At 32.3% G+C, this 12894-nt stretch carries 15 protein-coding genes and 2 tRNA genes; 5 read left to right on the forward strand and 12 right to left on the reverse strand.

Annotation, left to right across the window (positions count from 1 at the left end):
* Window positions 1-333 precede the first annotated feature (333 nt).
* Window positions 334-1341 (forward strand): IS110 family transposase, encoded by a 1008-nt coding sequence (locus ACUN3A_RS05630; protein ID WP_445549790.1) that lies wholly within the window; start codon window positions 334-336, stop codon window positions 1339-1341.
* Window positions 1342-1521: 180 nt separating this feature from the next.
* Here the strand turns inward: ACUN3A_RS05630 and ACUN3A_RS05635 are convergent, their stop codons facing one another.
* The 11 genes from ACUN3A_RS05635 to idi form a co-directional block, all read right to left on the reverse strand.
* Window positions 1522-2250, reverse strand: coding sequence for a superoxide dismutase (locus ACUN3A_RS05635; RefSeq protein ID WP_445550358.1), 729 nt, complete (start codon window positions 2248-2250; stop codon window positions 1522-1524).
* On the reverse strand, window positions 2247-3413 hold the full coding sequence (locus tag ACUN3A_RS05640; protein WP_445550359.1) for a chromate transporter: 1167 nt from the start codon (window positions 3411-3413) through the stop codon (window positions 2247-2249). The genes ACUN3A_RS05635 and ACUN3A_RS05640 overlap by 4 nt, the downstream gene beginning before the upstream one ends.
* Before the next feature lie 8 nt (window positions 3414-3421).
* Window positions 3422-3922 carry a hypothetical protein gene (locus ACUN3A_RS05645; protein ID WP_445550360.1) on the reverse strand — a complete coding sequence of 167 codons (501 nt, stop codon included), beginning with the start codon at window positions 3920-3922 and terminating at the stop codon, window positions 3422-3424.
* Window positions 3923-3982: 60 nt separating this feature from the next.
* A complete protein-coding gene (locus ACUN3A_RS05650) occupies window positions 3983-4852 on the reverse strand; it encodes a chromate resistance protein ChrB domain-containing protein (protein ID WP_445550361.1) in 870 nt (289 codons plus the stop codon).
* A 122-nt stretch (window positions 4853-4974) separates the two neighbouring features.
* Window positions 4975-5048 (reverse strand) — tRNA-Thr (locus tag ACUN3A_RS05655).
* A gap of 70 nt (window positions 5049-5118) precedes the next feature.
* Window positions 5119-5192 (reverse strand) — tRNA-Thr (locus ACUN3A_RS05660).
* 78 nt (window positions 5193-5270) lie between these two features.
* Window positions 5271-5537, reverse strand: a complete 267-nt coding sequence (locus ACUN3A_RS05665; RefSeq protein ID WP_445550362.1) for a hypothetical protein — start codon at window positions 5535-5537, stop codon at window positions 5271-5273.
* A 56-nt stretch (window positions 5538-5593) separates the two neighbouring features.
* A complete protein-coding gene (locus tag ACUN3A_RS05670; RefSeq protein ID WP_445550363.1) occupies window positions 5594-6562 on the reverse strand; it encodes a type I phosphomannose isomerase catalytic subunit in 969 nt (322 codons plus the stop codon).
* 53 nt (window positions 6563-6615) lie between these two features.
* Complete coding sequence (locus ACUN3A_RS05675) at window positions 6616-7074, reverse strand: peroxiredoxin (protein WP_445550364.1); 459 nt, start codon at window positions 7072-7074, stop codon at window positions 6616-6618.
* On the reverse strand, window positions 7074-7484 hold the full coding sequence (locus ACUN3A_RS05680; RefSeq protein WP_445550365.1) for a 6-pyruvoyl trahydropterin synthase family protein: 411 nt from the start codon (window positions 7482-7484) through the stop codon (window positions 7074-7076). The genes ACUN3A_RS05675 and ACUN3A_RS05680 overlap by 1 nt, the downstream gene beginning before the upstream one ends.
* Before the next feature lie 36 nt (window positions 7485-7520).
* Window positions 7521-8060 (reverse strand): isopentenyl-diphosphate Delta-isomerase, encoded by a 540-nt coding sequence (gene idi / locus ACUN3A_RS05685; RefSeq protein WP_445550366.1) that lies wholly within the window; start codon window positions 8058-8060, stop codon window positions 7521-7523.
* A gap of 437 nt (window positions 8061-8497) precedes the next feature.
* Between idi and msrB the strand changes: the two genes are divergently transcribed.
* Window positions 8498-9040, forward strand: coding sequence for a peptide-methionine (R)-S-oxide reductase MsrB (gene msrB, locus ACUN3A_RS05690; protein WP_445550367.1), 543 nt, complete (start codon window positions 8498-8500; stop codon window positions 9038-9040).
* Window positions 9041-9054: 14 nt separating this feature from the next.
* A complete protein-coding gene (msrA, locus tag ACUN3A_RS05695; protein ID WP_445550368.1) occupies window positions 9055-9684 on the forward strand; it encodes a peptide-methionine (S)-S-oxide reductase MsrA in 630 nt (209 codons plus the stop codon).
* A gap of 145 nt (window positions 9685-9829) precedes the next feature.
* On the opposite strand, the gene ACUN3A_RS05700 is transcribed toward msrA, so the two are convergent.
* Window positions 9830-10639: a polysaccharide lyase family 7 protein gene (locus ACUN3A_RS05700; RefSeq protein ID WP_445550369.1), complete on the reverse strand. Its 810-nt coding sequence runs from the start codon at window positions 10637-10639 to the stop codon at window positions 9830-9832.
* 450 nt (window positions 10640-11089) lie between these two features.
* On the opposite strand from ACUN3A_RS05700, the gene ACUN3A_RS05705 reads away from it, so the two are divergent.
* A complete protein-coding gene (locus tag ACUN3A_RS05705) occupies window positions 11090-11629 on the forward strand; it encodes a MepB family protein (RefSeq protein WP_445550370.1) in 540 nt (179 codons plus the stop codon).
* Between the two features lie 248 nt (window positions 11630-11877).
* On the forward strand, window positions 11878-12837 hold the full coding sequence (locus tag ACUN3A_RS05710) for a quinone oxidoreductase family protein (RefSeq protein ID WP_445550371.1): 960 nt from the start codon (window positions 11878-11880) through the stop codon (window positions 12835-12837).
* Window positions 12838-12894 lie beyond the last annotated feature (57 nt).

A 12894-nucleotide genomic window follows, 5' to 3' on the forward strand; every position in this document is an offset into this window, starting at 1 on the left:
GCGGTTTTTTTATACCTATATATTAAATAAGAAATTTTAGAGCGAGACCACATTACAACAATGGGGCTACTTTTCATAACGCTTATTCGCCCCCTTGCTGTAATGCGGTCGGGCTATACGCCTTTACTTTGTGTTTAATAAAAACAGTAACTTTATTCAAAGGAAAACAGAGGTGAACTATGCTATCCGCCAAGCTTGTGACTTATGTAGCGCATTAGTCCTCTGTCTTCTCCTTGAATCCCGTTGAATTGCTTCAAATAGAATGATAGACATCAAGGTCTAATAAAGGCTCTAAAGAAGTTCAACATTTTTGTTTATCCTAAATTCAAAGTTATGAAAAACTATTTATTTTATGTAGGTGTTGATATTTCAAAATCAAAATTAGATGTAGTGCTTTTAAAAAAAGAAGAGCCAAATGTAATTAATCATTTCATTGTAGAAAACAATTTAAAAGGTGTTAAGGAAATTTTAAAAAACTTAACAAAACAGAAGATAGATTTAACTGCTGTTTTGTTTTGCTGTGAAAACACCGGGGTTTATACTTTTCCTTTGAGTAGCTGTCTATCTGAAAGCAATCTTGATTTCTGGGTTGTACCAGCCATTGAAATCAAACGATCTAAAGGAATCTCGAGAGGCAAAAATGACAAAGCAGATGCTAAAGACATTGCTTTGTACAGCCTCCGAAATGTTGATAAACTAAAACTCTCTACTTTGCCAGAAACAGTAATTCAACAATTAAAATTGCTTTTCACTGAAAGAGAAAAAGTAATGAAATCATTTAAAATTTTTGAGAGGACAAAAGAGAATGCTGCTTTTATGCCAAAACAGATTTATCAATCAATTAAAGGAATAAATAATAAAACGGTGAAGTTTTTAAAAGCAACATTAAAATCTATTGAGAAGGAAATGGAAGCAATAATATCTAGTCATTCTGAATTGAAAAAACAATTTGAATTGATTAAAAGTGTTCCTGGCATTGGAGATAAAACGGCTATCTATATGTTAATTGTTACAAGAGGTTTTACAGCATTTGATAATGCGAGGAAATTGGCTTGTTACGCTGGAACCGCCCCTTTTGAACATACGTCGGGTTCGAGTATAAAAGGACGAACCAAAGTAAATCATATGGCAGATAAAAAAATGAAATCAATATTACAAATGTGTGCTTTAGTAGCAGTAAAACATGATCCGCAACTCAAAGAATATTATGAAAGAAAAAAAAGGGAAGGCAAAAATGCTATGTTAATCTTAAACAATGTAAAATGCAAAATAATAGGACGTGTTTTCTCTGTAATTAACAGACAAACACCATATATAAACACATATAAATTTGCCTGTTAATCTTTTAAATTTAATTGTTTTTTATCATAGAATGCGCTACTTCGGTAGCTTGCTTCTATCCCTCTCGCAAACCAATAGGAATCAACACCCCAATCGTAGAAGAAATCAAATTTTATTTAAAATAAAAAAACATCTGTCTATCACAACAAACATATTTTTTTTAAAAACAATTAAACAATACTATTTCATCAATCTCAATGCATCATTCAATCGCAATGCTACATTATCCCAATTGATGATATTAAATAAAGCATCTACAAAATCAGTACGTTTGTTCTTGTATTTCAAATAATAAGCATGTTCCCAAACATCAATAACTAATATTGGAATTGCTCCCCACTGTGTTAGTTTTTCGTGGTTTTCACATTGCAAAATTACCAAGCTATCACTGTAAGGTTGGTAGGCTAATATTCCCCAGCCGTTACCGTCAACATTTTTTGCAGTTGCAGCAATTAAAACTTTTAATCTATCGAAACTGCCAAAGTTTTTCTCAATTCGTTTTAACAAATCCCCTTTTGGCAAGTTGCTTTTATTCGTAAGATTTGTCCAAAATATCGAATGTAAAATATGTGACGAAAAATGATAAGATAACTTTTTTGTCCAAAAATCAACCGTTTCCAAATTGTTATCGTCCAATGCTTTTTTTATCATTTGCATATCCTTGTTTGCTCCTTTTACTGCTCCACCATGATGAAAAGTATAATGCAGATGTAAAGTTTCGGCATCCATATAGGGTTCTAGAAAATTTTCGCTGTATGGTAATATTTGCTGAATATAATTACCATTGGCATCTACCAATTTATCAATAGAATTGTCGGCTAAGTTTTCTGCAAATGCATTCGTAGTAGGAAGTACTAATGCAGCAGCTCCAAACAAAGTACTCGATTTTAAAAAATCTTTTCTATTCATAACACTAATTTTATAATGATTCCCACAATCGCTGCAACAGCAATAATATAAGGTTCCTGAATTTTCTTAATATAAAGTAAAGCAAAAATTGTTGCAATAGCTATAATAGTTGTTTGAATATCCAAAATACTTCTGGATGCAATTACACCAACAGCTCCCACTAATGCCCCAACTACCGCCGCAGTAATTCCGTCTACAAAAGCTTTGATTGATTTATTTTGTGCTATTTTCTTAAAGGATGGAGCTAAAGCTATTGTAAAAAAATAACATGGCAAAAATGTTGCTAAAGCTGCAACCAAAGCACCCGGAAAACCCGCAACTAAATAACCAATAAAACCAACAGTGATAACAACTGGACCAGGAGTAATCATTGCAACGGCTACCGCATCCACAAATTGATGTTCCGTCAACCAATGATTTTCAATCACAACTCCTGAATGTAAAAATGGAACAATTGCCAATCCGCTACCAAACACAAATGCACCAGCTTCGGCAAAAAAAACGGCAATTTTGATTAAAGTAGAATTGTCATAGCTCCAAAAACCCATTTGCAACAAAACAATAGAATTGGCAGTTTTACCATTAAACCATTTTGGCGGGGCTTTGACAAACATATATATAAGTCCTGCCAATACAAATAATAAAACTTGTTCTTGTTGTGTAACCAATGTTACAATCACAGCAACTATAAAAAATAACCACAATAACCAATTGGTTTTAAAAGAGACTAAATTGAATTTACCAATAGACTTTAAAGTCAGTTTATAAGAACTCATCACAATAATACCAATAACTGCTGCACCTACGCCGTAAAAAACAGCTTGAATCCAAGATAATCCCCCATATAATTTATAAACGATCCCTAATAACACAACCATAATAAATGAAGGTAAAACAAACGCAAATCCTATCAGCGTTGCTCCTAAAAAACTGTAATGCACAAATCCAAGGTAAATCGCCAATTGAGCCGCCAATGGACCAGGTGCTAATTGTGCTAAAGCTAAACCCTCTTTATATTCTTCTTCTGAAATCCATTTTTTGTTTTCAACTAAATCTTTATGCATATAGCCAACCAATGCTACTGGTCCACCAAAACCAATTGTACCTAATTTCAGGAAATAAAGAAGTAATTCTTTTAAACTATATGTTGGGTTCTCTTTCATGTTTTTTTTTAAAAAGCAATACCAAGTTGCAAGCCTACAGTAAAACTGGCGGGATGATCATTTCCAAATCGTACCGGAAATGGAACAGAAACATAATAACTGCTGTTAGTATTTTTTATTACTGTTTTCGTTATTACTGGCGTAACACCAAATCTGCCGCTAGTTTCAAACGCAGCTCTTCCTGCAAAAATGTAGCCATGACCTAATGCAACCAATACACCCGGATGAAACAACACACTATTTACTTTACTGATCCCATCATCAGTTTTTATGCTAGGGGCTATTTCAAAAGAAAATCCAATTTTGGCACTTTTCCAAATATTGATTCCAGTTGGAAAATTTACAGAATAATAATCTCTAAAATTTACGGTAGTTTCTTCTTCACTAAAAGTTGCTATAGGATGCATTACCGAAAAATACCCTGTTATTTTCGGATAAGTTGTCTGAGAAAAAACAGAAGTGCTTAATGCCAATACAGCAAAAAGGATTACATATCTAACTTGTGTCATAATAATTTAATTTATTTATGACAACAAAATTAATTATACTAAAAAGATAGAAATAGTACGCTATTTACCTTTTGTATCTGAATTACTTTTTTGGGAATTTTTTCGATAAGAAGACGGATTTTTCCCTGTACTCTGTTTAAAAATTCTCGTAAAATGACTTTGATCCGAAAATCCAGTCATATAGGCTATTTCTGTAAGAGTATAGTCTGAATTTTGAATAAGGGAAATTGCTTTTTCAATTCGTAATTTCCTAACATAATCTCCAAAGTTGAGATCTTCAAAATACTTGGAAAACTCCCTTGATAAATAAGAAGGATTAAGTTCCAAGTCATTCGAAATTTTCTTTAGATCAAAAGTAAATTGGGTATCTATCTGATCCTGAATAATTGCCTTCAAATCTTTGACCCAAGCAGGAGTTTTTTTCTTATTTGCTTTTTCTTTCTTTAAAAATTTATGATATACTTCGTGCAATAAATTTTCAAAAGGACTATTCTGCAAATGTTTTTGTTTGTATAAATGCGTTGCCCAACTGTATAACGCATCATAAATAACCATTCCGTTTTCCAATAATTTATGATCATCTGTAATATTATACGAAAGTCCCGCAGAAATTGCCCAAAGTCCTGCCGCTTCTTTTGCGATATCATGCCTGTCTGTGTCTGCTCCGCGAACAATATCGGCTATAATTAGAATTGCAGGATCTTTAATCTCATATTTTTTTACGATGTAGTCAAAGGTGCTATGCTCATCGTAATGGGTAAATTCTACATTGGGAATATCAAATGGAATGGCATCCAATTCCTTTGCTTTATCTAAAACCTGACTGAATGGAACATATACAAATTCTGCTTCTTTGTCAACAAAATTTTTTATTAACCAAGGGGAAGCTATTCTGTCAATTTTAGGGCGTTCTCTAGTAATCCATTTCATCTTTAAGTAATTATTCCTTTTTGAAGTTCAGGCTAAATTACATTTTTTTATATTCAATAGACTATTACAAACAGCCATAAAATAAAAAAACCACCTAACAAAAGTTAGATGGTTTTAAATTGAGCCGGCGGAGGGACTCGAACCCACGACCTGCTGATTACAAATCAGCTGCTCTAGCCAACTGAGCTACGCTGGCAGACTCAATGTATTTTGTAATTTGTCGAACTCAAATAAAAAACCATCTAAATGAATAGATGGTTTTTTTGAGCCGGCGGAGGGACTCGAACCCACGACCTGCTGATTACAAATCAGCTGCTCTAGCCAACTGAGCTACGCTGGCGACTCATTACGGGTGCAAAGATAAGCCTGTATTTCGTTTTTCCAAAATAAATTCAAACTTTTTTTGCCCTTTTTTTAACTACAAATCGTTGATTTTAGCAATCAATTGATTAGCAGTTTGTTCCAATTCTACATTTATCTGTTTGAAATGCGCTTTTTTATTTTCAACGTTTTTAGCGTTCACTTTAGTGATCAAACCGTCAAAAGCAGCAATAGCTTCGTCAATTAATGCATTCGTTTCATCTGTAGGTTTTCCTGTTGTAGAAATTTCAAACAAGTAAACTGCTTCAATAATATCTCCTAAAACGTAGTTGATGTCTTTCTTTAAATTCTTAACGTTTGCCATTTTATTTTTTATTTAATTTGCGTTTGCAAAAGTACACATAATCTTTCTATTACGAGCTATGAAATGTAAATTTCTAAAATTGAAGCTTTTCCCTTAAGATTATAAGACTTCATTGCTGCAGGAATTAGTACTGTATCTCCTTTTTTATATTGGTAAATTGCACCATCATACTCTAGTTCAAAAGCCCCTTCTATACACATATACACACAAAAGGACAAACCTAAATTCTCAACAGCTTTTTCATTCTCTAACGGAATAAAATTGGTTGTAAAATAAGGACAATCTACCACTACATTCGACTTATCAGTCTCTTTAGTATATTTTTTATACGTATCTACTTTTTTATAATTGATAGCATCTAATGCTAAATCTATATGAAGTTCTCTTGTATTTCCTTGCGCATCCTTTCTATCAAAATCATACAAACGATAGGTTATATCCGAAGTTTGCTGTATCTCGGCAACTACCAATCCTGCTCCAATAGCATGAACTGTCCCTGTTTCTAAGAAAAAAACATCTCCTGGTTTTGCTTTTACATCATCAAGTATATCTACCAAAGTCTTATTATTCAAATGCTCTACATATTCCTCAGGACTAGAATCCTCTTTAAACCCTACAATAATTCTAGCATCTTTATCAGCCTGTGTAACATACCACATTTCAGTTTTACCAAATGAATTGTGACGTTTTTTAGCTAATTCGTCATTAGGATGTACTTGAATCGACAAATCTTCACGAGCATCTAAGTATTTAAAAAGCAATGGAAATTGTTTTCCAAATCTTTCATGAACAGCAGTTCCTAAAATTTCATTTGGATATTCATTGATTAATTCCGTCAATGGTTTCCCCTTATATTCTCCGTTTGCTACTACGCTCACATCTCCTTCTACCGTAGACAATTCCCAACTTTCCCCAGTAATACTAGACGTAATTGGTTTATTCAAAATAGTTTTTAATTTTTCTCCTCCCCAAATTCTTTCTTTCAGAATGGCATTAAACTGTAGTGGATAATTCTTTGAACTCATATCTTTTATTTACAAATTTCTATATTTTTATAATCAAACAGGGTTAGTGTTTATTATTCTATTATGTTTCTGATCGCTTCAAGCACATTTGAAATATGATTTTTTGCTCTCATACTATCAAATACCATAATGATTATTCCTTTTTTATCGACAACGTAAGTTACCCTACCCGGCAATAATCCAAACAAACTATTTGGAACTCCAAAAAGAGTTCTAATTTTCTTATCTAAATCTGATAAAAGAATAAAAGGCAATTTAAATTGTTGCGAAAACTGTAGATGTGAAGCAACACTATCACTACTAATTCCAATTACTTCAGCTCCAAAATCTTTAAAATCTTGATATTGATCTCTAAAACTACAAGCTTGAGTTGTACATCCTGGAGTATTATCTTTCGGATAAAAATAAATAACCAATGGCTTTTTACCTATCACGTTCTGACTATCAAAATCATTTCCATTAGTATCTTTAGCCGTAAAATTTGGAATTTTATCTCCTACTTTTAACCCCATTATTCTCCTTTATACGTTACAAAATTACGAGGCGTTTCATAAAGAACTACTTCTAAATCGAATTCCAGCTTTACTTTCCTTCTAATTTTATTCCAGATCACTACTACAATATTCTCGGCTGTAGGATTCAAATCTTGAAATTCTGGAACATCTAAATTCAAATTTTTATGATCAAATTGGTCTTCAACTTCTTCTTTTATGATATCTGCTAAGAATTTTACATCCATAACATAACCCGTTTCTTTGTCAATTTCTCCTGTAATACTAACTATTAGTTCGTAGTTATGACCGTGAAAATTAGGATTATTACATTTACCAAAAACAGCATCATTTTGTTCAAAAGTCCAATCTTTTCTATACAATCTATGCGCTGCATTAAAATGGGCTTTTCTAGATAAGGTTACTCTCATGGGAAATTTTAGAATTTAAATTTGAAAATTATAAGATTAGTTCTTTTGCTCTAAAGCATGTTCTTCCAAAAAGTGATAAAACTCATCAAAAATAATTTTAAACCAAACCGTATAACTATCCGGATTCAAAAGCATATCATCCTTTACATCTTCAATTTTCATCCATTTCCAAGCTTCCACTTCTTCGGTATTAATTACAGGCTCTTCATTATAATAACCAATCATTACATGATCGAGCTCATGCTCCGTCAAACCATTATCAAAAGGAGCTTTATAAATGAAATGAAAAAGTTCCTTTAATTCAGTACTAAAACCCATTTCTTCATACAATCTGCGATTCCCCGCCTCCATATTTGACTCTCCATCCCTTTGGTGACTACAACAAGTGTTGGTCCACAACAAAGGCGAATGGTATTTTTGATGTGCTCTTTGTTGTAACATAATCTCATTTTGATCATTTAAAACAAAAACAGAAAAAGCACGATGCAAAATAGCCTTTTCATGTGCTTCTAACTTTGGCATCAATCCAATCTGTTGATCCAATTCATTAACTAATATTACTTTCTCTTCTTCCATATTCTGTATTGATAACACAAAAATACAAAAACTTAGCCTTATAAAGGTCAAAACTCCAATTCAGAATTAGAAATCTACCTCTTCAAGATTTATTTTTAGTAGCAAAAACATGAGGGCTTTCAAGAAACATCGTCCCGCTATCCGTTCCAATCTTGTTGCCCGAACCCCGGGCAACAAGGATTTCCACTTCTATCGGGGCTAAAGAAAACCATAATAATTTTTCAAACCCAATTACAGCAATAACCAAAATCAGATTCGATCTACGAACTGAGTACGGTTTATCAAAAACATCTTTATATTGTATCTTAAATCCAAAAAGACATTTTTAACGTAACTATCAATAGTTAAAAATTATATAAATCAACGCAAATTGTAACCTACTCGATATTTCTATCGATAATCTTCCATTACATTTGATGTACTTAAAAATCAGCATTATGAAAACAACAACTCTTTTTTGCATTTTACTATTACTTCCTCTATTTGTCTTCCAAGCCTGTGGACAAAACAAAGAGACTAAAAGTAGCGAAATGACTTCGATTGAAACCAAACCTAAAAATCCGTATTATTCGCATACCGATACAAAGAAATTAAATCTGACTGATGCTGAGTGGAAAAAAATTCTACCCGAAGACGTTTACTTAGTTTCCCGAAAAGCAGATACCGAAAGACCTTTCACAGGTAAATACTGGAATACCGACGTAAAAGGCACTTATTATTGTGCAGCCTGTGGCAATACACTTTTCCGATCTGGAGCTAAATTTGCTAGTGAGTGTGGTTGGCCAAGTTTTTTTGAACAAGAAAACAAAAGCAGCATCGTTTTTAAAGACGATAATTCTATAGGAATGGAACGAATAGAAGCACTTTGCGGAAGATGTGGTGGTCATTTAGGTCATTTATTTGACGATGGACCAGCTCCAACAGGAAAAAGATACTGTATGAATTCTATCGCTCTTGATTTTGTACCTGATACACACTAAAAAATACTATGATTATGAAAACAAAAGCATTAATTTTGATAGGTCTGCTCTTTACTGGAGCTCTATTTTCTCAAGACAATACTAAAAAAAATAAAAAAATGACACAATCTAATTTTGAAACGATAACCCTTGGCGGAGGTTGCTACTGGTGTGTAGAAGCTGTATATGAAAATTTAAAAGGCGTAAAATCAGTTGTTTCTGGATTTTCAGGAGGAAAAACTGCCGATCCAAGTTATGAGGATGTATGTACTGGCACAACAGGACATGCTGAAGTTGTTCAAATTACTTTTGACAAAACCGTGACCAATCTAGATGAAATTTTTAAAGTGTTCTTTACCGTACACGACCCAACAACTCTTAATAGACAAGGTGCCGACATAGGAACACAATACCGATCTGTGATTTTTTATGCAAATGAAAAACAAAAACAAGAAGCCAAATCTATTATTGACGAATTAAATAAGGCAAAAGTTTACCACAGCCCAATTGTTACTACGATAGAACCTTTTACAGAATTTTATCCTGCAGAAGATTACCACCAAAACTATTATGCTAATAACAAAAACCAGCCTTATTGCCAAATGGTAATTCAGCCAAAAATTGAGAAATTCGAAAAAGTCTTTAAAGACAAATTAAAAAAATAAAGAGTCACTCGCAATCCATTTTAAGGATTCAATATTTGAAATCCATACTCAACCAATAGAAAAAAGGCTGTTTCACAATCGCGAAACAGCCTTTTTTACCTAAAAAATCAAACATTTAAATATCTATATTTTCAATGTTATTCGATTAGTGAGCAACTTCTAACGAATAATATTTAACTTTTGCTGAAGCACCAGCATCATCACTTGTAGTATCACTTTGAGGATTACATCCAACAGTAAAATAATTATCAAACAAACCCCATTTTTCATAATTGTCACCTGAGTATACTTTTTTCTCACCATCAACACTCACTTCCATCTTTCCTTCTTTGATTACAATTTGCAAAGTAAATTTATCAAAACCTACTTGCTTTTTAAATGTAAAACCATCATCATCAATCCAGGATTCTTCTTTTAATAAATCATTTCCAGAAATAGATGGATTTGCAATTCGCTTTGATCTTAATTTTACATATCCATTATCCCAATAAACTTTTAATATTGATGGCGCTTTTTTATCTTTTGCACCTATTAAACTAACTTGTTCTTCTTTTAATCTACCACCAATCTGAACAAAAATAACTCGTGCATAATCAGCATCCTTTTTAGAAACTTCACCCATTTTCAAAACTGTTTTTAGACTAGCACCTTGTTTAAAAGTCCAGCCTGCATCACCTCCAAATGAATTTTGTTCTTTTAATTCAGTTTTTTTAGCTTTTGTAGATGGATTAACAAAAAACACTAAAGACTTATCATTCAAATCATTAAACATGAATTTCTGAATATCTAAGTTTTCACTATAATCAAAAAGTTTCTGACCTTTAAATGTTGTTACCGTTCCTGCTGGTATCGTAAGCTTCCATAAGGTTAAATCAATTTTTGCCACTTTTTGAGCATGACTAATAAATGAAGCACTTGTAAATAATAATAAAAGATAAGTTCTAATTTTTTTCATATTATAGGTTATTTAAGGTTTAAAATTATTAAGCAGTTAGTTTTTAATAAGAAGTATATAAATGACAAAATCATTAAAAAAAAACAAATTTTAAAAATGACTTTTAATCTTCAAATAAAACTTCATAATGTCTTTTGTAATCGATTACAAAAATTAGATTTTTTTTTCAATTTTACTACTTATTTGCCATTATTTTTTATTAAATAAATAAAAAATAAGATTTTAAAAAATATATATCCAATAATTACTACTAATTAATCAGATATCATCAATAAAAAAAGCAAAACATCAACTGTATTTTTGAGCATTTTTTAAAAGAAAATTAAAAAACATTTTAAAGCGCAAACAATCTATTTATAAAAAAATAAATTACCCGAAAAACAGTCATTATCTGGAGTATTTTATGGCTACTTTAGCTAAAACAACTTAGTCCCTACTAATCCAAATCAGATGAGCATTCAAAATCCAAAAATCACAAGTAAAGAATTACCAGAAGAGTTCATATATATAGAAAAATTAGTATCCAAAATTGAAACCTTAAAAATCAACCAGCCCACAATTGAATTAGAAAGTACGGAATATGGAGCCTGTCGTTTTCTTATAAATAACTCAACCATTTTGTTTCGTACTGCCAAAATTACGCCTACCAAAACTGGGCAATTTGTTACACTTTGGAAAAGAATGAATCAAGGAACAATTCAGCCATTTGACAGTATCGATCCTATAGATTTATTCATTATTAGTGTTCGAAAGGATAATCATTTCGGACTATTTATTTTCCCAAAATCTGTTCTTATAACCAAAGAAATTGTTTCAGACAAAAAAGAAGGCAAACGTGCTATTCGTGTTTATCCACCTTGGGACATAACAACTAGTAAACAAGCACAAAAAACACAAAAATGGCAACTGGATTATTTCTTAGAAATACCACAAAACGCAATATCAGATTTTGATCAACCACGATTACATGCTCTTTTAATCAACAGTTGATTTTTATAGACAAAGTAATCTTTTCTTATCTTTCTAACAATATACATCTAAAAACAAATCGATTACATATTTATAATCTTAAAAAAATCTATCCAACTGAAACCAATAAATATGAAGCTATTTGTTGCTATTTGGAAAAAAATTGACAACCAATGGAAAATTTCAAGAATGATAAGCTACGATCATTGATTTGAAATTTCCATTAACTGATGAAAATTAGTTTTCTTTGTATCTTCAAAACAAATAAAATGAAAGCACTTACCTTTTCAGCATTCGGAAATTCAGATGTACTCGAATATATTGAAATTCCTTCACCTACATTAAAATCCGATGAGATTTTAGTAGAAATGAAAGCCATCGGATTAAACTTTGCCGATGTTTACAGGAGAAAAGGAAATTATCATCTAAAAGGAAATCCTCCATTTATTGCTGGTTATGAAGGCGCAGGAATTGTTGTAGAAACCAATGGAAATTCTGATTTTAAAATTGGAGATCGCGTAGCTTTCGCCGATGTTCCTTTTGCTAACGCCGAACTGGTTGCGGTCAATATAAATCATGTGCTTCCTTTACCAGAAGCCATTTCTTTTGAAACGGCAGCCTCTATATTATTGCAAGGTTTAACCGCCCATTATTTAGCAACAGATAGTCACAAAACCGTAAAAGATGATACCGTTTTAATTCATGCCATTGCTGGCGGAGTTGGTCAATTCTTGACTCAAATCAGCAAGCTTTTTGGCGCCAATGTTGTTGGTTTAACCTCATCATCAGAGAAAGCAAAAGTTGCCATCGAACAAGGCGCTGATCATGTTTTTCTATACAATGAAGATTGGAAATCTCAGATTCTCAAAACAATTCCAAATGGTGTTGATGTTGTCTATGATAGTATCGGAAGTACTCTAATGGATAGTTTTGAAGTGACTAAAGAATGTGGTCAGGTTGTCTTCTTTGGTATGGCAGGTGGCGATCCAGAATTTATAAATCCAAGAATGCTAATGGATACTTCAAAAACCTTGACAGGAGGAGATTTATGGAGTTATTTAAATTCCAGAGAAGAAAGAATCAAAAGAGCAAATCAATTATTCGATTGGATTATTGAAGAAAAAATTACACTTGCTACACCAACTTCTTTCAAATTATCCGAAGGAAAACTAGCTCACGACTATTTAGAAAGCCGAAAAAGTACCGGTAAAATTATATTGATTCCTTAAATTAGGGCGTGCCACCATTATAAAAAGGGGCTGACTTTTAGCACCGCTTAGTCGCCC

Source organism: Flavobacterium sp. WC2509 (genome assembly GCF_052683105.1).

Coding starts and splice junctions, on each gene's coding strand:
- msrB (WP_445550367.1), top strand. CDS start 8,498: ATGAAAACAACAACTCTTTTTTGCATTTTACTATTACTTCCTCTATTT.
- ACUN3A_RS05675 (WP_445550364.1), bottom strand. CDS start 7,074: ATGGGGTTAAAAGTAGGAGATAAAATTCCAAATTTTACGGCTAAAGAT.
- ACUN3A_RS05645 (WP_445550360.1), bottom strand. CDS start 3,922: ATGACACAAGTTAGATATGTAATCCTTTTTGCTGTATTGGCATTAAGC.
- msrA (WP_445550368.1), top strand. CDS start 9,055: ATGAAAACAAAAGCATTAATTTTGATAGGTCTGCTCTTTACTGGAGCT.
- ACUN3A_RS05710 (WP_445550371.1), top strand. CDS start 11,878: ATGAAAGCACTTACCTTTTCAGCATTCGGAAATTCAGATGTACTCGAA.
- ACUN3A_RS05670 (WP_445550363.1), bottom strand. CDS start 6,562: ATGAGTTCAAAGAATTATCCACTACAGTTTAATGCCATTCTGAAAGAA.
- ACUN3A_RS05680 (WP_445550365.1), bottom strand. CDS start 7,484: ATGAGAGTAACCTTATCTAGAAAAGCCCATTTTAATGCAGCGCATAGA.
- ACUN3A_RS05700 (WP_445550369.1), bottom strand. CDS start 10,639: ATGAAAAAAATTAGAACTTATCTTTTATTATTATTTACAAGTGCTTCA.
- ACUN3A_RS05650 (WP_445550361.1), bottom strand. CDS start 4,852: ATGAAATGGATTACTAGAGAACGCCCTAAAATTGACAGAATAGCTTCC.
- ACUN3A_RS05705 (WP_445550370.1), top strand. CDS start 11,090: ATGAGCATTCAAAATCCAAAAATCACAAGTAAAGAATTACCAGAAGAG.
- ACUN3A_RS05640 (WP_445550359.1), bottom strand. CDS start 3,413: ATGAAAGAGAACCCAACATATAGTTTAAAAGAATTACTTCTTTATTTC.
- ACUN3A_RS05665 (WP_445550362.1), bottom strand. CDS start 5,537: ATGGCAAACGTTAAGAATTTAAAGAAAGACATCAACTACGTTTTAGGA.
- ACUN3A_RS05635 (WP_445550358.1), bottom strand. CDS start 2,250: ATGAATAGAAAAGATTTTTTAAAATCGAGTACTTTGTTTGGAGCTGCT.
- ACUN3A_RS05630 (WP_445549790.1), top strand. CDS start 334: ATGAAAAACTATTTATTTTATGTAGGTGTTGATATTTCAAAATCAAAA.
- idi (WP_445550366.1), bottom strand. CDS start 8,060: ATGGAAGAAGAGAAAGTAATATTAGTTAATGAATTGGATCAACAGATT.